14 protein-coding genes and 8 pseudogenes are annotated in these 18,230 nt (G+C 61.2%); 5 read left to right on the top strand and 17 right to left on the bottom strand.

The genetic code is table 11. The features are described from left to right. Positions 1-345: 345 nt before the first annotated feature. Positions 346-479 (top strand): annotated as a pseudogene (locus tag ACNQOP_RS20240) (IS481 family transposase); the annotation flags it as partial. A gap of 247 nt (positions 480-726) precedes the next feature. On the opposite strand, the gene ACNQOP_RS20245 reads toward ACNQOP_RS20240, so the two are convergent. From ACNQOP_RS20245 to ACNQOP_RS20275, 7 genes and pseudogenes are all read right to left on the bottom strand, one after another. Then, positions 727-981, bottom strand: a complete 255-nt coding sequence (locus ACNQOP_RS20245; RefSeq protein WP_416405551.1) for an ATP-binding protein — start codon at positions 979-981, stop codon at positions 727-729. A gap of 257 nt (positions 982-1,238) precedes the next feature. Next, entirely contained in the window at positions 1,239-1,415 is a 177-nt protein-coding gene (locus ACNQOP_RS20250; RefSeq protein WP_284988119.1) for a hypothetical protein, read from the bottom strand. An 80-nt stretch (positions 1,416-1,495) separates the two neighbouring features. Beyond that, a pseudogene (locus ACNQOP_RS20255) lies at positions 1,496-1,840 on the bottom strand (helix-turn-helix domain-containing protein); the annotation flags it as partial. 107 nt (positions 1,841-1,947) lie between these two features. Further along, a pseudogene (locus ACNQOP_RS20260) lies at positions 1,948-2,930 on the bottom strand (IS3 family transposase); the annotation flags it as partial. A 182-nt stretch (positions 2,931-3,112) separates the two neighbouring features. Further along, positions 3,113-3,328 (bottom strand): IS3 family transposase, encoded by a 216-nt coding sequence (locus tag ACNQOP_RS20265; RefSeq protein ID WP_284988118.1) that lies wholly within the window; start codon positions 3,326-3,328, stop codon positions 3,113-3,115. A 448-nt stretch (positions 3,329-3,776) separates the two neighbouring features. Beyond that, entirely contained in the window at positions 3,777-4,100 is a 324-nt protein-coding gene (locus tag ACNQOP_RS20270; protein WP_350309866.1) for a helix-turn-helix domain-containing protein, read from the bottom strand. 594 nt (positions 4,101-4,694) lie between these two features. Continuing rightward, positions 4,695-7,271: a flavin-containing monooxygenase gene (locus ACNQOP_RS20275; RefSeq protein WP_284988117.1), complete on the bottom strand. Its 2,577-nt coding sequence runs from the start codon at positions 7,269-7,271 to the stop codon at positions 4,695-4,697. Positions 7,272-7,458: 187 nt separating this feature from the next. Here ACNQOP_RS20275 and ACNQOP_RS20280 point away from each other — a divergent pair, with 187 nt between their 5' ends. From ACNQOP_RS20280 to ACNQOP_RS20290, 3 genes are all read left to right on the top strand, one after another. Next, positions 7,459-8,670 carry a PucR family transcriptional regulator gene (locus ACNQOP_RS20280; RefSeq protein WP_284988115.1) on the top strand — a complete coding sequence of 404 codons (1,212 nt, stop codon included), beginning with the start codon at positions 7,459-7,461 and terminating at the stop codon, positions 8,668-8,670. Between the two features lie 385 nt (positions 8,671-9,055). Further along, positions 9,056-9,274 carry a helix-turn-helix domain-containing protein gene (locus ACNQOP_RS20285; RefSeq protein WP_416405552.1) on the top strand — a complete coding sequence of 73 codons (219 nt, stop codon included), beginning with the start codon at positions 9,056-9,058 and terminating at the stop codon, positions 9,272-9,274. A gap of 118 nt (positions 9,275-9,392) precedes the next feature. Beyond that, on the top strand, positions 9,393-9,626 hold the full coding sequence (locus tag ACNQOP_RS20290; protein WP_284988114.1) for a hypothetical protein: 234 nt from the start codon (positions 9,393-9,395) through the stop codon (positions 9,624-9,626). 84 nt (positions 9,627-9,710) lie between these two features. Here the strand turns inward: ACNQOP_RS20290 and ACNQOP_RS20295 are convergent. The 3 genes and pseudogenes from ACNQOP_RS20295 to ACNQOP_RS20305 all read right to left on the bottom strand — a co-directional run. Then, positions 9,711-10,193 (bottom strand): annotated as a pseudogene (locus tag ACNQOP_RS20295) (IS30 family transposase); the annotation flags it as partial. A 349-nt stretch (positions 10,194-10,542) separates the two neighbouring features. After that, a complete protein-coding gene (locus ACNQOP_RS20300; RefSeq protein WP_416405553.1) occupies positions 10,543-10,998 on the bottom strand; it encodes a MaoC family dehydratase in 456 nt (151 codons plus the stop codon). A 201-nt stretch (positions 10,999-11,199) separates the two neighbouring features. Next, entirely contained in the window at positions 11,200-12,129 is a 930-nt protein-coding gene (locus ACNQOP_RS20305) for an SDR family NAD(P)-dependent oxidoreductase (protein WP_284988113.1), read from the bottom strand. A gap of 503 nt (positions 12,130-12,632) precedes the next feature. Here ACNQOP_RS20305 and ACNQOP_RS20310 point away from each other — a divergent pair. Beyond that, a pseudogene (locus ACNQOP_RS20310) lies at positions 12,633-12,789 on the top strand (IS3 family transposase); the annotation flags it as partial. 931 nt (positions 12,790-13,720) lie between these two features. Here ACNQOP_RS20310 and ACNQOP_RS20315 read toward each other — a convergent pair. The 7 genes and pseudogenes from ACNQOP_RS20315 to ACNQOP_RS20345 all read right to left on the bottom strand — a co-directional run. Continuing rightward, positions 13,721-15,474, bottom strand: a pseudogene (locus tag ACNQOP_RS20315) (AMP-binding protein); the annotation flags it as partial. 198 nt (positions 15,475-15,672) lie between these two features. Then, a pseudogene (locus ACNQOP_RS20320) lies at positions 15,673-15,816 on the bottom strand (flavin reductase); the annotation flags it as partial. Positions 15,817-16,301: 485 nt separating this feature from the next. Further along, positions 16,302-16,424 (bottom strand): hypothetical protein, encoded by a 123-nt coding sequence (locus ACNQOP_RS20325; RefSeq protein ID WP_284988123.1) that lies wholly within the window; start codon positions 16,422-16,424, stop codon positions 16,302-16,304. After that, positions 16,421-16,597, bottom strand: coding sequence for a hypothetical protein (locus tag ACNQOP_RS20330; protein ID WP_284988122.1), 177 nt, complete (start codon positions 16,595-16,597; stop codon positions 16,421-16,423). The genes ACNQOP_RS20325 and ACNQOP_RS20330 overlap by 4 nt, the downstream gene beginning before the upstream one ends. Positions 16,598-16,626: 29 nt before the next feature. Then, a pseudogene (locus tag ACNQOP_RS20335) lies at positions 16,627-16,788 on the bottom strand (hypothetical protein); the annotation flags it as partial. Between the two features lie 122 nt (positions 16,789-16,910). Next, on the bottom strand, positions 16,911-17,069 hold the full coding sequence (locus tag ACNQOP_RS20340) for a hypothetical protein (RefSeq protein ID WP_284988112.1): 159 nt from the start codon (positions 17,067-17,069) through the stop codon (positions 16,911-16,913). After that, positions 17,066-18,124: a maleylacetate reductase gene (locus ACNQOP_RS20345; RefSeq protein ID WP_284988111.1), complete on the bottom strand. Its 1,059-nt coding sequence runs from the start codon at positions 18,122-18,124 to the stop codon at positions 17,066-17,068. The genes ACNQOP_RS20340 and ACNQOP_RS20345 overlap by 4 nt, the downstream gene beginning before the upstream one ends. Positions 18,125-18,230: the final 106 nt, after the last annotated feature.

Here is an 18,230-nt window from a genome sequence, read left to right on the forward strand (position 1 = left end):
TAACGACCTCCAGCTGCAGGTGCGCCAGCCTCACAAGCGCACCTGCAGCAGTACCCATCACAGCCACCACAAGTTACAGGGGGCCGAGCCTCCAATGTCAGGCCGTGGCGGCTTTCTTCCAACTTTGCAAGCTTCCGTCGCGCGCCGTTACGTATTCGGGAATCACCTCCTTCCGCCAGGTTTCGGAACCCGTGACGGGAAGTTGGATCGAACGTGCTGGAGGGCGACGTAAAATGCGGTCGCCTCCCCCAGGTGTACTGGGTCATGACGTCGTTTGCATCGTTAATAAGTGAGGACCTCTTAAGTTGGTGGCTACCACAAGTAGGCAACGACTAAGAGGTCCTCATGTCCCACCGTAACGCCCGCCTGACTCCGAACGGAAGAAAGATCATCATCGAACGCATCCTGGACGGCCGGTGGCTCATGTGGTCAAGGAAATTGGCATCTCCAGGACCTGCGCGCACCGGTGGCTCAGCAGGTAAGCGCCGCGAAGTGTCTCACCGCTGCAGATAGCTTCGGTTGGTACTCCTGGTCTGGGTAGTTGGTACCAAGGTTCTGGGAACTTGGTACCGGCCCTTTGATTGTCTGCTCGGGGCCGGCACCTTGTGCTGGGTAGGGTCTATTCCCAGTGGTCCGAGTGTGCCGGGCCTTGTCCTCGCGGAGCTGTCGCATGTCCACGTGGCCGAGGTTGAGCTGGCGGGCGTTGTTGGCCAGCCGGTTCACTATTTAGTCCGCGGTCACCCGGTACGGTAGGGCCTCAACCCAGTAGGCTGGCCCGGACTGCGATGCGATGAGTGTGGGCAGGCGGTGTTCCCGGTTGGCCAGAACCGCGAAGAGGTCGTTGGCCGCTTCGGGGTCGAGGCCGACGGTGAGGAAGTCATCGATGACCAGCAGGTCCACGTCCGAAAGTTCGTTGAGTAGCTTCTGGTGGCCGATGCCGTCACCGCGTGCGATGACCAGCCGGCGCGCGAGGTCGTCCATCCTAGTGCAGGCGACCCGCGTCCTTCCTGGTAGCTGATCTCGGTGACCGAGCCTGCGGGATGGGGAACCTTGCGGCCCGGATGAGCTTGTCGATCCGATGGGCACGACGCTGTTCAAGGGCGTCGTCCACGGCGGAGAAGAAGATCTGCTCGGGGTGAGCTGGTCATTGGCCTCGTCGGTGATCAGTTCCTCGAACCGCACGGCCAGGTGCGCGATGCGCAGGGTCCGGAATTTCTCATGGTCCTCGCTGGTTAACATCAGCCCTGGCCTCCCTGTCCGCCGCGCCGGTCGTGCTCGGCAGAGCGCACATGCACCGTGGCCGCCGCGCCTGCCGAGGGGTCGGAGCCGCCGGCAGGTTTACGGATGGCCGCCGCCGGTGTGATTGTTCTGGGTCTCGTGGCGTCGGAGTCGATGGTGGCCATGATCCGCTTCATCGTGCTGTGGGTTCCAGGGCCTCCAGGATGTTCTGGGAGTCCAGGTACCCTTGGGCCTCCACGGCGTGCCGGTCGATGATCAGTTTCGCCAGCCCGTAACGGGATAGGACCCGGTGCACGGTCAATGGGTGGAGGCCCAGCAGGTACCCGATTCTTGCTGGCCCCCATCGGCGGTTCACCCGCATGGCGATGATCCGCCGTTCGCATCGTGTTGCCAACCGCCGCGGCGAGTTATGTGGGCGGCTGGACCGGTCGTTCATCGCCTCGGGATCCTGCTCACGGTAACGCCGCGCCCAACGGGCCGCCGTGGGCACCGAAACTTGAAACCGTTCAGCCGCGCGACGCAGACTCCAGCGCTGGTCAACGACACATTGAGCAAGCTGCAGCCGGCCCCGAGGCGTGAGGAAAGCATTAGGGTGGGACACGAAGACCTCCGTGCGTGGAATTGGACTCTAGACAAGCCCCACTCCACCTGGAGGTTTTCTTCATGTCACCAAACCACGCCGAGCGTCATTAACGTCCATGGTCAATACAGCAGTGAGAAGAACGACTCCATGGCGGCGTTGTCCGCGCATGCATCGACCCGGCCCCTGGACCCTGTGAGCCCACGATGGCGGAACTATTCAACGAAGCGGGCGGACCGGAATTGGGCGTATTCAACCGGTCGGAGTGCACCACGGTCCCTGTTGGGCTGCGTGGACGCACAGCATTCTCCAGCGCGGCGACGGCCAGAGAGCACTTCGTCCGGGAGCCCAGCGAGTATCCGACGATCTTCCCGGAGTAGACGTCGTTCACCGCGCAGAGGTAGAGCTTCCCCTCGGCGGTCGGGTGTTCGGTAATACCTGTCAGCCACAGCTGGTTCGGTGCCGTGGCGGGAAAGTTACGGTCGAAAAGATCGTCATGGACGGGTGGCCCTGGCTTCCGTCCCAAACCGCGTTTCTTAGAGAACACTGACCAGATACCATGGTCCCTGCACAGGCGCTGGACGCGGTTCTCGCCGGCCAGGATGCCCTTCCCGGGGAGCTCGTCGGCGATAAACCGGTATCCGAATGCCGGGTCGTCGGCGTGGATGTCCAGGGCTGCGTTGACTAGGAGGGCATCACTCCAGTCCCGTTCCGTCACCGGGTTAGCCTTGCCTTCCACCGGTAATAGCCTTGCCTGCTTAATCCCAGTACCCTGCAGGTCACCGCCACGGGAACACCGTCGGCGGCAAGATCCGTGACCAGCGGTTAGATCATTTTGGGTTGATGTCCCTGACCAGGTAGGCGGCGGCCCGGCGCAGAATGTCATTCTCCTGCTCCAACAGGCGGCTCCGTTTCTTCAGCTCACGCATCTCAGCCGACTCCGCAGCTGCTTGACCGGCCCCGGATTCTTTACGTTCGGCAATGGCAATCCAGCGCTTCAACGTCGTGACCGACAGCCCGAAATCCTTGGCGATCTGCGCCAGTGGCGCCTCGCCCTTGCCGGCCACATCAATAACATCTTGGCAGAACTCCGTCCGTAAGGCGTGGGCATGGTCAACATCCTTCCACGACCACAAGATCGCTAGGTCAAGGAGTCAACAAGACCGGGGGCAGTACCCAAAGCCATCCTCCAAGCAGCAGACCGACCGCGTGCCCAGAACGGAAGCCGTCCGTTTTAACAAAGCAGGTACTCTCGCTGAAATGGTCCCCGAAAGTTGGACCGTTATATAGATGTTAGGCCGCAAGGGTCTGGGCACGGTATTCCACCGCGCTCAAGCCCTTTAGCTTTGTTGAGATTCTTTTGGTGTTGTACCAGCGGATGTACTCGTGGAGTGCTGTCTCCAAGGCGGCGGTGTTGAGGAATCGGACGCGGTGGAACAGTTCTTCTTTGAGGTGTCCGAAGAAGTTCTCCATCGCGGCGTTGTCGTAGCAGTTGGCTTTGCGTGACATTGATTGGACCGCGCCTACGCTGGCCAGGAGAGTGCGCCAGGAGTTGTGTCAGCTCCAGGTTCGGCGAGGTCCCGATCGCGTAGGAGATGATCTGACGGTCAAAGAGGTCCATGACCGGTGAGAGGTAGAGCTTCTTGCACCGACGCTGAACTCGGTCACGTCCGTAACCCATTTCTGGTTGGGGGCATCCGCTTCGAACTGGCGCTTGAGCAGGTTAGGGGCGACGAGGCCTTGCTCGCGTCCGTACCGGCCGTGGTTTTCCTTGAAGATCTCCGAAACAGCGGTCTTCAGGGCCGCCCGTGGATCCGGGCCTTGAAAACGGGACTGGTGATAGAAGAATGTGGACCTGGCCAACCCGGCCACCTCCAGGAGAAGGTCCATCCGCTGCTCAGCCTTGAGAGCGATGACAGCGCGAACCTCTAGCGCCGTTCCTCGTCCCTCAAGGCTTTTACTTTTCCCAAGAAAGCCACCTCGGCCCGCAACCGCTCGTTTTCGCGGCGCAAACGCTCCAGCTCCGATTCCGGCCCGGTGACCTCCAAGGTCTTCCGTGGCCTTCCTTTCGCTTGGGGCGCAGACCCTCTTCACCCTCTGCCCGGCACTTTCCCGTCCACACGGTGAGCAGATGCGGTGAGGAAAGGCCCAGCTCCTTGGCCAAGGCGCCTCTGTCCTCGCCGGCGAGGTACTTCTGCACCGCGTTGAGTTTGAAGTCCAACGAAAACTGCCGTTTGTCAGGTTTGGTCACCAATTCAGTATCTCCGCGGACACGCCACATGTCATGCAACCGCCTGACTGCCTTCCAACCCACCCCGAGCCTCGTGGCCACCGACTTGGCACCCCACCCTCGCTCGAACAACGCCACCGCGGCAACACGTTGCTCACCGGACAATGAACTGCTCTTAAACACGAAACTGCTCCCCGTAAGTCAGAACTGAATTGTCAGTCCAACTTTCGGGGAGCAGTTCACGCCCGGGGGTCCCCCTAATTTTCGTGAGAGCCTGACACCGAGAAAGACTCGCCAACACCCAGTCGCCTCGACCGGCCGGCACACGATGATCGGCCCCTGGAACCACAACTCAGGAGCCGCTCACCTAGGCCTCTTGACAACCGGACCTACATGTCAGCCCGCTCCACAGGATCAGCGAGATACCCTGATATCCTCCAGTCGCTGCATCGCTATGGCACTTCTGCCGAGGTGGCCAAAAGTGGTTTTGTGGCTACCTCCGAAAAGAGCTCCCTTCGTTCCGGGAACCATTCTGGAGATCGGCGGCGATTAACGGCAGCCGTCCAGTCGTAAACCCAAAATGAGCAGCCCCTCTGCTCTCCGACCTTCATGGTCTTCCTTGAGTCCCTTCGACGCGCCGCGTACTCAGGAACTCATCTCTTCCTGACGCTCCGATCGCACGGATCCGACGTGACGGTCGAAGAATGTCGCGACGCTCGCGTCAATCTCCTGAACTCGCGGGATCATTGCGCTCATGCCGAAGACCCCATGGAATAGGCCGTCAAAACGTTGCTTTTCCATAGTTACGCCCGCTGCGGCCAAGAGATCGGCGTAGTTCTCTGCTTCTTCATGAAGCAGGTCAAGCTCCATGGTGAGAACGAGCGCCGGGGCGACCCCGGCCAGGGACGTTGTCCGGTTCGGTGAGGTTTGCGCCGTAATATCCGCACCATCGAGGTACATCGCCCAGAACTTCTCACACGCTGCCGCGGTGAGGAATGGCCCGCCCGAAAGCTCGGTCCTCGATGGTGAATCTGCGTCGGGGTCGATGACCGGATACATGAGGATCTGAGCCGCGACGGGAATCTGCTCGTCACGAGCACGAATAGCGGTTACGGCGGCGAGATGAGCCCCCGCGCTTTCGCCCATGAGGGCAATTCGATCTGCATCTCCGCCATACGCCCCGATGTATTCCCGAACCCACAACAATGCCGCGAAGGCATCGTCGGGCCCGGCAGGGAACGGATGCTCGGGTGCAAGTGCGTAGGTGGCCGAGACAACGATTGCGCCCAGGCTATCGGCGTAGCGCCGGCAGGTGGGGTCAAGCGTCTCGAGCGACCCGGAGACGAATCCACCGCCGTGGTACATGATCAGCACAGGAGCATTCTCTGCTCCTTCGACCGCGACACTGTCAGGAATGTAGATCCTCATACGTGGCACATCGATCTCTTCAACGCGCATATCAGGACCCGTAATCTGCATGCCACCCATGGCATCCATCAGTCCGCGCATCATCTCCGGAGTCAGCTGCTCCATGGGGGGTGTGCCGCCGTTGAGCATGCCCGCTACGACGACCGCGGCAGCCGGGTCAAGCCGCACCAGGGGCGGCACCTCCGTTGCCACCCCGTCGAAGGATAGGCCAGCGAAGCCGTGTGACCGCGCCTGCTCGATGATGGCGTTGTACATTGGCGCACCGAGCATAAAGGTGTAGCCCGTGACAGCTTTGCCCTCGACATTCCCACCGACGTGCCAAGACTTTGGGGATGCCGAGTAGAGTGACATCGCTATAATCGCGCGGCACAGGTGCACCCAGCGTTCCTCAGCGTCAGCCGTTGCTTCAACTGTTGTAGCGTGGCGGGATTGCATTTCACTCACTAGCGCTGTGGCAAACTCCACTTGCTTTTCGGTCACCATGGTGGTGTTGACAACGCCAGCTGCGCTGAGCGGCCCGACGATCGTGAAGAGGTTCGGAAATCCTGCGCCGAGCATACCCAGATAGTTTCGAGGCCCATCTTGCCACGTGGACTGCAGCGTCATGCCAGCCCGCCCGATGGTGGGGATAGCGAGCTGTGCGCCGGTGAATGCATCGAATCCGGTGGCCAGGACGATCATGTCGAACTCGTATGTGGCGTCGGCCGTGCGAATCCCGGTCTCCGTGATTTCCTTGATTGGCGCCGCAGCGGCGTCTACCAACTGCACATGGGGCAGATTGTAGACGTCATAGTAGCCATCGACGAACGGAGGACGCTTCGTGGCGTATGGATGATCCCGCGGGCTGAGGAGTTGGGCGGTTGCTGGATCCTTGACCTGTTCGCGGATCTTCCCTCGCACATACTCTGCTGCCGTTTCATTGGATTCCGGGTTGAACAGCAGGTCGTTAAAGGTGGACGTAAGGAGTGAGAAACCTCCGCGCTCCCAGTAGCGGTCATATACTTCCCTGCGTTCTTCAGGGCTGGCAGCACTGGCTGGAAGCAGCGCCCTGTCGTACGGGAGCCCCATCAGGTAGCTCCCGGATTCGCCGCGAATCTGCTCGTGGTTCTCGGCGTTCCAACGACGTTGTTCAGGAGCGACAGGCTCGTTACCCAGCCGGCCTACGAAATTCGGGGTTCGCTGAAATATGGTGAGGGCCCCCGTCTTCTCGGCGATCGCCGTGACAAGCTGAATTCCCGAGGCGCCAACTCCCACCACGCCGACTCGCTTTCCTGCGAAATCCACCTCGTGCTCGGGCCAGGAGCTTGTCCGATAAAGCTCGCCGGTGAAAAGATCGGCCCCAGGAAAATCAACGCTCTTGGGATGCGACAGGCCGCCCACGCAGGAGACCACGTAGCGCGCGCTGCAGACTTCGCCATCGGATGTTCGCACGGCCCAGGTGGCAGAAGGCTCGTCCCACGTGAGCGACTCCACGCGCGTTCCGAACTGGAACGAGCCGCGGAGCTCAAGTCGATCGGCCACCCATTCCAGATACGATCGGATCTCTCGTTGGGGGGCGAATTTTTCGGTCCATTCCCATTCACGCTGGATCTCGTCGGAGAACGAGTAACTGTAATGCACGGATTCAAAGTCGCACCGCGCTCCCGGATACCGATTCCACCACCATGTTCCTCCGATACCGTCAGCGGCTTCGAATGCCCTCACTGACAGCCCGAGTTCGTTGCGCATCTTGTGAACCGCGTATAAGCCAGAGAAACCGGCACCTATAACGACGACGTCATGGTGTCCATTCATTGAAAACTCCCTCGTTTCCTGAACCGGACTAGCGCCCGGAAAAACTTTCAATGCAGGGAACGATCTGATCCCTCATAATCTAAGGGTGTCGTGGCGGGGAGGCCAGGTCTTCGGTCCGTTGGCCGAGAAAAGCCCTCTCTATTGACCAATCGACCAAATGGGCCAGAATGAGAGGAAAGTGATATCGGTGAGCGGTGTTGATCCTGAGGTCCGGGAGCGGGCACGTCGCGTGGCGACAGCCTTGCTGCCCCGCATCGACGACATCGGAGACGCCACGGCGGGCTACATTGTCGAACGGATTCCCGAGTTGTCCCGGCTCGGCGTCCGTGAGCTCGCCAAAGCATCAGGTCGGATTGGCTCGGCGGCGTTGATCCACGCCCTTTCGCGTGGCGAAGACGCCACAGAGATCGTGCCCTCGGCAGAGACGTTGCGCATCGCCCGCGACATGGTCCAGCATGGCGTCGACCGCTCGGCCCTCACTCGCGGGTACCGAGTGGGGATAGCGTTTTGGTGCGATGAGTGGGCCCGTGCTGTAGCAGGGTTTGAACCCGAAAGCGAGGCGCAGGTGGCGGTGGTCCAGTACGGCACGTCGTTCCTCCTGACATGGCTCGAGGTCATATTGGAACGTATCGAGGCCGCCTACCGGGACGAATCAGACCGGCTGGTACAGGAAGGGACTTTGGAAAGGGCGGCGTATGTCAGCAGCGCGCTCGATGGCGGCGATTTTGATCCCACGGTCGCAACTATGCGGCTCGGGTACAACTTCGCCGGATGGCACGTCGCCCTGGTCCTGAGCCGGGTCGAGGACGGGCAGCCTTCCGCGCCTCTCGATTCGCTGGCCAGGGCGCTGGCCGGTTCAATTGCCAACGCCAGGCCCCTGGTCGCCCGTGTCGACGTCAATACGACCTGGTGCTGGGTTCCCACGAGGAAGAACGATAGGGCATCCTTCGAACAGGTGTCCGTCCTCGTCGGGCAAGGTCAACCCGGTTTTGGGCTTGAGGGCTTCCGCCGAAGCCACCAGCAAGCGCTCGAAGCCCTACGCGTCGGACGAAAAGCTGCTAAGCGGCCCGGGACGGTCACCCAATTCGATGAGATCGAGATCGCGGCAATGTGCAGCGAGAACTACGAGCGGTGCAGGACTTTCGTCTTAGAGCAGCTTGGCACTATTGGCGACGCGACGCCGGAGATGGCGGTCCTGCGGGATACACTCTGGGAATTTTTCGCTACAGGCGGCAGCTTCCGGGCAACCGCTTCGGTGCTGGGTATCCATCACAACACTGTTCGCTATCGGATCGGCCGGGCAGAGCAGATCCTGAATTGCCCCGTTGGTCAAAACCGAATGAAGCTGGAATTAGCGCTATATCTAGCGCACTCGTTGGAGCTAATAGGCAGACCTTAGCGACCGGAACGACCGATGACACCCACCCCTTCATAGAAACCACTTTGACAGGCCAAATTCTTGGCTTGTGCCAAAAATAGGTGACGCAAACGAACGGGTATTGGGACTGCTAAAGGTTTGATTGACACTTCCCTGTAAGGATTTGATGGCAAGTTCATGGGTTGGTTGCAACGCTCTGATTGATGGAGCGTTTCATGGTCAAGTTGTTTCCGCCGGCCGCCCGTACTGAGTTTGTTGATTTGGTGTGCGGTGGACTGTCGATCCTGCAGGCCTCCCGGCGTGCCGGAGCGGCGCACCCGACCGGGAGTAATTGGTGGGCCCAGTCTGGCCAGATAATGACTGCGAATATGGCGCCACTGGGGGCTTGGCGGTTCCGGCGCCCTCAGTGGAGGGGCCGGGCCGGGCTTTGAACCTGGCGGAGCGGGGTATGATCCAGATTGGCGCGCGGAGCGGACTGAGTTACGCCAGGATCGGTGCGGCGATCGGGCGGAACAAGTCCATGGTCTGGCGGGAGGTGAAACGCAAACCAGAGCGTACGGTGTGTATTAGGCCTCGGCCGCGCATGCGAAGGCGCATGAGGCCCGGCGCCGGCCCAAACCGTTAAAGCTCATCGAACGGGAGGCGCTATGCCGGCTGATCGGAGTGTGGATCGTGACGGGCGGAGCCCCAAACTGATCTCGGCGATGTTGGCCTTCCACTTCCCGGATGATCAGACTATGCAGGTGAGCCACGAGACGATCTACCAAGCCTTAGACGTTCAGTCCCGCGGCGCCCTGCGGGCCGACCTGGCCGGCAAGCTCAGCCTGAAACGCAAGCAGCGCGTCCCCCACACCGCGGACCGGACCAGGAACAGCCCTTACACGGAAGCCTTCAAGATCAGCGAACGGCCCGCAGAAGCCCAAGACAGGGCCGTCCCCGGCCATTGGGAATCTCAAGGTTTCTGTCAAGCCGCCTGAGCGGTGACGCGTGACATTGGTTTCTGGTAGGCGCCTCGCCAGTGCGATGAGGGGTGAATTCCAGTGGTGCCTGCAACCCCGGACTTAGTTGACTGGATTCGAGACTAGCTTGGCGAGGACTTTTTCGGGCGTACGGTAGCCGTGTCGTTTCCGTGGCCGACGGTTGAGTTCCGCGGCGACGTTTTCGAGGATTCCGGGCCCGTGAAACGAAAGATCGGTGCTTTTCGGGAAGTACTTGCGGAGGAGCCCGTTGGTGTTTTCGTTGCTGCCGCGTTGCCAGGGCGAGTGTGGGTCGCAGAAGTAGATCGGCATACCGGTCGCCATCGTGATCTCCTGATGCCGTGACATCTCCGCTCCTTGATCCCAAGCCGTCGAAGGGCGCAATTGCTCGGGCAGGCTATTTATCGCGGTGATCATGGCATCGGCGACAGTGCGGGCAGTGTGATCCCCGGGCAGATGCAGCAACATCACGTAACCGCGGGCCCGTTCGACAAGGGTCCCGATCGCGGACTTCGATGCCGTCGAACCGATGATTAGGTCCCTTTCCCAATGGCCGGGAACAGCGCGGAGGGACAGGCCCTGCTCCTTAGCCATCCTCACCAGCTGCGGGCGGCCTCGGCCTCAGACTTCACTGTGAGGCTTTTAGCGGTTTTCGTAATCGGCACAGCTCAAGTGTCGCGGCCTTATCGGGCTCCTCCCCGCCTGGCTCACAGCCCAGCGTATCGAGCCGGATAGCCGTTATTTCCACAGTCCCGGTGAGACGAAGTCGTGCTGCAGGTGGACGACTAAGAGTGCAGTTGAAGCGGGGTTAAGGGTGTTTTTGGTGCCCTTCCGGTCTATTGGTTTTGAAACCCTCGGCGCAATGAGTTGCTGCGTCGAATGGCTTGCTGATCGCTCTATTTCCCTGCTTGCGGTGTTAGACGTAGAAGCGTGCCAGGAGTTGAGCCACGGCGGCGGGGCGTTCGATGTCCTTCACTTCAATTATTGCTTTCACCTTGATCGTTGCGCCGCCTTCGACAGCACTGACGTCGGTTATGGCTGCGCGAAGCCGGACCTTAGAGCCTACCTTGACCGGTGAGGTGAAGCGTACTTTATCGAGGCCGTAGTTGAGCTTGGTTGTCACGCCCTCAACGTCAAAGAGTTCACTCCAGAGTGGAATGATAAGAGAGAGTATGAAGAAGCCGTGCGCAATCGTAGCGCCGAGTGGGCTTTCTTGTGCACGTTCGGGGTCCACGTGAATCCATTGCCGGTCACCGGTGAGGTTGGCGAAAGTGTCAATATCCACTTGGGTTATCTCCCTGTAATCACTAGTTCCGAGATCGGTACCTGCCATATTGGGGAGGTCCTTGAAGCCGACTACGAGGTTCGGCATTCCTGAATCTTTCATGGGTTCGATATCATCGGGCATTTGTCGCTATGTGGACGACAAGCTCTCGGAAGCGTTCGTCGTAAGATAGGCCGGAAGGCACCATCTATTCACACGCGGTTGACAGGCGTGCATAACGGACATTGAGGGAAGGCAGCCCATTTCGCGCTAAGGTGGTTCGCCGTCGTTGTCGCCATCCGATTTGAGCTATGAGGTCCCGGGTTGGAGTTCTGGTGGCAGCTGTGGAAACGTTGCGCCGACCTGTTGCAACTTCTCCGGCTTGAACAATTCCGCTCCATGTTGTTGAAGGTCCTCATAGCCCCAGCCGCCGTCGTGATATTCGCTGCTGAGGGGCGCCGGGTGCGCCCAGAGTTGCAGGCGGTCGCCCCCGACACCGATGACCTGCCCAGTTATACCCGCTGCATCATCAGAAACAAGGTATGCGATAAGACCTGCGACGTCTGTAGTTCTGCCGAAGCCAAGTTCACGGCGGAAGAAGGAGGGCATAGCTTCGCCGCGTTCCTCCGCTTCAAGGGCCTTCTGGAAGTATGGAACGGCCTTGGTCATTGTCGTTGCCGCGACGGGAATAACGGTGTTCACGTTGACACCTGAGTTCTTCATTTCCAGGGCCCAGGTTCGCATCATCCCTACGATTCCCGCCTTGGCGGCAGAATAGTTTGTCTGGCCGAAGTTCCCGTATTGCCCACTGGGGGAACCGATTGTGATAATTCGGCCGCGAATGCCTGCGTCTTTGAAGTAGGAAAAGGCCTCCCGTACACACGTAAATGTTCCGCGTAGGTGAACATTCACGACCACGTCGAAGTCCTCGTCGGACATGTTCAGTAAGCTCTTGTCCCGCAGGTTGCCGGCGTTTGTCACCAATGCATCGAGTCGACCGAAAGCGGCGATTGCACCGCTAACGAGCGCCCTTGCCGCTTCGCTGGTGCCGACATTGGCGGCAACGGAGACGGCGCGGCCACCGTCCCTTCGTATCTGGGCTGCGGCACGCTCGGCCCGTTCCGCGTTCACTCCGTTGATGACGACAGCACAACCACGGCCTGCAAGTTCCTTGGCATACGCAAGTCCCAAGCCCTGCCCGCTGCCCGTAACGATCGCTACTTTGCCGGCCAGATTCACTGCGCACCTCCATTTCACGGGGTAGCAACTTCGTGCTCGTTGCCGACCTGGCAACACCACACAACCCAGAAACAGGAGTCGTGTGTACCTGACTTATCAAAGCCGACGTCGGCAAGGCGGCTCTACCCGGTGTTCCGATCCCCGGAACAAGGTTCAATGTCAATCTGCAAAAGGGCTACCCGCGGACGACGCCAGCCTCGGTTAAGCTATGTCAATCCATGACGCCCGCTTGGGTGGTTGTCGGATTGCCTGCCATAACCCTCGGCATTGTGCGGGAAGGTGAGGTTTGGCTGGGAGCGACCAGTGAAGCGCCTGCGGACTGGAACTCCGACAACATCTCGGGGGCGTCACTCGTTCCTTGGACATCGATCCTGTTGACTTTAGCAGAAATATATGTTTACACGCTTTCCACATTGTGAGTCGGCACACAGTTCGAAGAGGACGCCCACGGTTTTGTGACCCCTTGACCTTGCGGGCTTTTGCTCGTGGAAGGAATGTTGACCATGCTCACGCCGTATAGGGCGGAGTTCCCCAGGATGCTATGGATGTGACCCGTAAGGGTGAGGCGCAGCTGGCGCAGATCGCGAAGGATTTCGGCTTTCGATCACGACGTTGAAGCGCGGGATTGCGATCGCCGAACGTAAGGAATCTGGGACGGCAGGATGTGTCGGGCTCCCCCACACCCGTTCAGGGCCCAGCTCGAGCGGGCAGGCCGTGATGGAACAAGTACCTCACTTCCTCGCTTTTCATGAGAGGAACGCCAACGCATGTACGCAGCAGTGATGCTGGCATTGATGCTGAAGTTCCTCATGGAGGACATTTCGCTCTGGGAATAGGAGCTTGAGGGGACCGATATGCGAATCAGTCTGGCGCCCAGGGAGGGCTGGTGAGAAGAGGAAGCTGCCCCTGAGGGCACCGTTCCTGTGTCGTATCGGCTGCATGGGCCGCACTTGGTCCGGGCGAATGGTGCCGGATGCTTGCCGCTTTTTCCTCCAGTTGAAGGCCCAGGAAGGCGTTGATTTCCTGACTGAGGCTGTTACTCGCGGGCAGGAGCATGAACGATGTCAAAAACGAGTTCGGGTCCAAATTTGACCTATAGGTCGCGCCCGTCCGGCGTCGGCGCACGCAGAGCCTGTGGCTCGAAGCGTTTTGGTAACTCAGTCCTTGATACCGAAAACGAAATCGCCGATGTCTAGCTGCGGGTCGCCTCTAACGAAGAAGTGGTCACAAGGGTCCGGTACCCTTCAGCGGCAACCATGAAGTGCAAGTGCGACGCACGTACAGGGAACGGCCCAGAGCGGCCAGCATTTGACCAACCAAAATTTGAAGCTCGCGATGCTGTCGGCTTGAAGCGGAGCCGGTCCAGTTGTGCACGCGGCGAGCGTATTGCGCGTCGTAAAAGCCATCTTCGTCTGCTTCCCGTACCTCGCGCGGGCACCCGGCTCAAGCAGGCCTTCAGTGTCAGCCACCGTTCCTTCAACCCAGCATGGTTCCCCGCGTGCGCTGGCCGCCGTGTCACCACCCTGTTCACTTTTTTGGGCGCGTCCTCGGCTAAAAACGGGCCGAATACCGTTGCTTCAGTTGCGGTGTCCTCCACGGCGTCGCCGCGGAGGATGACGAACGCGACGACGGCCTGGCTGGTGGTTTCGTCTGTTGCGCCGACGACGGCGGTCTCCGCGACGGCGGGGTCGCTTACCGGGGCGGATTCGATTTCCGTGGTGGAGAGGCGGTGGCCGGAGACGTTCATGACGTCGTCCACGCGGCCCAGGAGCCAGATGTCGCCGTCCTCGTCCTTCTTGGCGCCGTCCACGGGGGAAGTACATGTTCTCGAACCGGGACCAGTAGGTGTCCTTGAACCGTTCCGGGTCGCCCCAGATGCCGCGGAGCATGGAGGGCCACGGTTCACGGATGACCAGGAAGCCGCCGTGCCCGTCCGGGACGGAGTTGCCGTTCTCGTCGACGACATCCAGCGCGATGCCGGGCAGCGGCACCTGCGCGGAACCGGGCCTGGTGGCGGTCACGCCGGGCAGCGGCACCTGCGCGGAACCGGGCCTGGTGGCGGTCACGCCGGGCAGCGGGGCGATCATCTGGGCTCCGGTTTCGGTCTGCCACCCGGTGTCCACGATCGGGGCGGGGTTTTGCTTGCCGCCGTTGCCGCCGATGACGTCGCGGTACCACATCCAGGTTTCGGGGTTGATGGGTTCACCGGCGGAGCCCAGGACGCGGATGGAGGAGAGGTCGTACTTGTCCGGAATGTCCCCGCCTCATGTCATGAACGTGCGCGGTGGGGGCGGTGTAAGGATGGAGACCTTGTACTTTTCCACGTTTTCCCACCAGCGGCACTGACGGGGTGAGTGCGGGGTGCCTTCGTACATGGCCTGGGTGGCGCCGTTGATGAGCGGCGCGTAGGCGACGTAGGAGTGTCCGGTGACCCAGCCGACATCGGCCGTGCACCAGTACACGTCCGTCTCGGGGTGCAGGTCGAAGACGGCCTTGTGGGTGAAGGCGGCCTAGGTGAGGCAGCCGCCGGTGGTGTGCAGGATGCCCTTGGGCTTCCCGGTGGTGCCGGAGGTGTAGAGAATGAACAGCGGGTGCTCGGAGTCATGCCCGACGGCGGTGTGGTCGGCGGACGCTGATCCGACGGTGTCTGCCCACCGGCGGTCCCGGCCTTCGGTCCAGTCGACGTCCTGGCCGTTGCGCTTGACCACCACGACGTTCGGGACGGTGTGGCCGTCGTTCGCGAGGGCCTCATCCACCGCGCTCATGAGTGCGCTGAGCTTGCCGCGGCGGTAGGTCCCGTCGGCGGTGACCACGAGCTTGGCCTCGGCGTCCTCGATGCGGGAACGGAGCGCGTCGGCGGAGAACCCACCGAGTGCACGGCCCCGATCCGGGCGCAGGCAAGCAGCGTGATGACGGCCTCGGGGATCATGGGCAGGTACACGGCCACGCGGCGCCCTTGGCAACGCCGAGGGATTCGAACGCGTTCGCGGCGTTCTTCACCTCGTCGGTGAGTTCCGCGTAGGTGTAGGAGCGGGAATCGCCCGGCTCGCCCTCGAAGTGGATGGCCACCCGGTCGCCGAGGCCGTTCTCAACGTGCCGGTCAGGGCGTTGTACGCGGCGTTGACTTCGCCGCCGACGAACCACTTGGCTAACGGCGCATCGGAACAGTCCAGCGCCTGATCGAAGTCCTTGTCACAGCTCAGCAGCTCAAGTGCCTGCTTCGCCCAGAACGCCGGCCGGTCAGCTGCCGCCTCCTAGTACTCATCCGCCGTCACGGCGGCGTTCGCAGAGAAATCCTCGGACGGGGCAAACTTACGGTTCTCATGCAGCAGGTTTTACAAGCATCACCCTGCTGGGCGTGGCAGCGGTGGCCGTCGAGCCGGATGCGGCCGCTGGATTGGGAATGTCCGGGGACACGGTGGGGCCTCTTCGGGTGGTGTGTTCGGTCGTCGGGTAGTCGTCGCGGATGCTGTGATGGCTTATCAGAGGAGACGGGTGAATTCGTGGTTTTGGAAGACGAGGGGTCGTTGGTGGGGACGGCGTTTAGGCCGAGTACCGGGCCAGGACGAAGGTGTGGTCGCCGGCGGCGGTGACGTTCTCGATCTGACATTCCATGGAGGCAATGGAGCCGGCGACCAGCGGGGCTCGAATCGCCCCGGACCCAGAATCGTTCGTCCAAGCGGTCTGCTTCTTTCTTGCCGAGTTTGCGGCAGAACTGTCTGTGGGTTGCCGCCAGGGCGCTTAGTCCGAGCACTGTGGCTTTGGTGAGCTGGGGCCAGGTCGTCGAATGTTGGGAGACGAAGAAGCCGACGAGGTAGGAGTCCAGGGAGACGAGCACGAATGATCCTCGATCATGGCGTCGCATTCGCCGGTCAGTTCTGGTGCCCGGCGATGACTATGACGCTGGTGGGGACCTTGGACATGACGTCCCTGACCTGTCCGGGTTGATGGTGTTTGGTTGTTCGGTGACGTTGGTCGTGGCTGTCTCCGTTAGTTATTCGTGGTGTTCTGCCGGCTGGAGTTGCCCGGGTTCGATCACACCTCGTAGCCGTCGTGCTTGTCGATGAGCATGCGTCGTTCGACGCCTTCCTAGCAGAGCCAGAGCATGCTTGAGTCCGGTGTTTCGGCTTCCACACGGCCGGTTCTGGTGTAGGTGCCTTAGCGGTGGATTTCTACTGTTGCTGCCGGAGGCGGAACCAGTCATCGACGCGGAAGCGCCGCGATGCCTGGGGTTCGTGGATTCTGTGTTCGATGGCGAATGATCCGGCAGCGGTCTGCGCTGTTGGTGCACTCATGGCGGTTCCTCGATGGTGGTGTGGGGACTCGATCTGTGGACGGGTGCGGCCTGTTTCTTGCCGGCGTTGGTGAGAAGGCCGGCCGTGTACTCGAAGAGCCGGCCGAGGCCGGCTCCCGCGATGAGGGCGATGTGCCGGCGGCGTCGAAGGTGGTGCCGAAGTAGGCAGCGCATCCGGCGAATGTGCCCGGGATGAAGGCCAGCACGCTCCAGCGTGCCTGGACGCCCATATGGCCAACGCCGGGGAACGGGCAGGTTCGCTGCTCCCCGGACGATTGCTGCGCCCAAGAGAACGCGGAGAGGTTGGCGGGGATGGCTTTGGGCAGTCCTGCCTTTTGCCGCCGAGGGCGAAGAATCGTGCCCATGAGAGGAATCCGACCCAGGTGATGTGGCCGAAGGAGTTGGAGGTCGCCGCCGAAGCCGGGGCGCCTCTGACGGCACGTACACGGGGCGCGGCTGAAAACTGGACCGGCCTATTTTGCCGAATTCAGTTTCGTAAAGTTGAGGTGTCCTCTTCGTACCAGCCCGCCCAGGCGGACGAGGTGAACCGAAAGCTGGGCGTTGCCAGCTCGGCCTCCCACAACGCGAAGTCCTGCTTGCTGTTGAGGCGGGACAGCAGTCCGAGCTGGCATGCCAGAAAAATCATGGGGTGTTTCCTTTCCAAGCGGAACGCAGCAGCCGTTCCAGGTCGGCAGCATCGACGCTGCGGGGATTCGACGGGGGTATCTGCGGCAGTATGACGTGTACGGCTTCGGGGACTTGGTCTTCGCGGAATCCGAGACTGCCAAGGCTGCGTGGCGCGTCAAGTTTCTCGTAGAGGTTCGCCAGGCCTGTCCCCGCATCGGCGCTGCTTAAGGCGTCGGCGATGCGTTTTTGCGCTTCCGGTGCGCCTGCGGCGTTGAATGCTGTGGCATGGGGAAGGATCGCCGCATGCGTTTGGGCGTGCGGAAGGTTGAAGGTTCCGCCCAAGACGTGGCAGATTTTGTGATGCATACCTGCACCTGCTGATGCGAATGCGGTTGCAGCGAGGAATGCGCCGCTCAGCATTTGTTCCCTGCCTGCAACGCTTAGGGGGTTTGCCTTCACGGCTGGCAGTCCCTCGGCGAGCAGGTGGATGGCTTCCGTGGCGAGTGCTGCGTTCACCGGGTGGCGGCGTGGTGCCCACAGGGAATCGATGCAGTGCGCCAGCGCGTTCAAACCCGAGGCTATCGAGAGTGCCACGGGCAGCGAAAGCGTCAAGCCGACGTCGTAAATTACGGATGCGGGCAGCACGCGGTCGTCCACGCCAGTGGTCTTGCGGTGGTCCGCTGTGATGCCCCAGATGTTCGTGGCCTCGGAACCGGCGTATCCGGTGGGCACCGCAACGATGGGTAAACCAGTGGTGAGCGCAACGGCCTTGGCTAGTCCGATGGCCGATCCGCCGCCTACGGCTACCAGAAGGTCGGCGTTGTGGAAGGCGGCAGCCATGCGGGCTGCTTCCGCAGCCGCGGCGGGGACATGTTCCACCACGTCGTGATAACGCAGGGCGACTTTGGCGCCTTGGGTGATGGTCTCGGCCACGTCCGCATACCTGCGGCTGGAGATTACCATCGCATGTTGGGTTTTCAGCCGTGCAGCTTCGGCAGTAAGGGCCTCTGTTGCGTTGCCGTTGCCGAAGAGTACCCGCTGATGGGGAGATGCATGCTCGAACTGGAGTGTCATAGATGCTCCGGGTCTTCGGCCTGGGGTAGGTCGGGGCGGTGGAGGTGGAAGCTGCGGGTCCGGTGCGGATCCCGGACCGGACCCGCAGCCTTTGGCACTAAAGTGC

It is taken from the genome of Arthrobacter sp. LFS091 (assembly GCF_047977885.1).
In the GTDB taxonomy this organism is placed as follows: domain Bacteria; phylum Actinomycetota; class Actinomycetes; order Actinomycetales; family Micrococcaceae; genus Arthrobacter.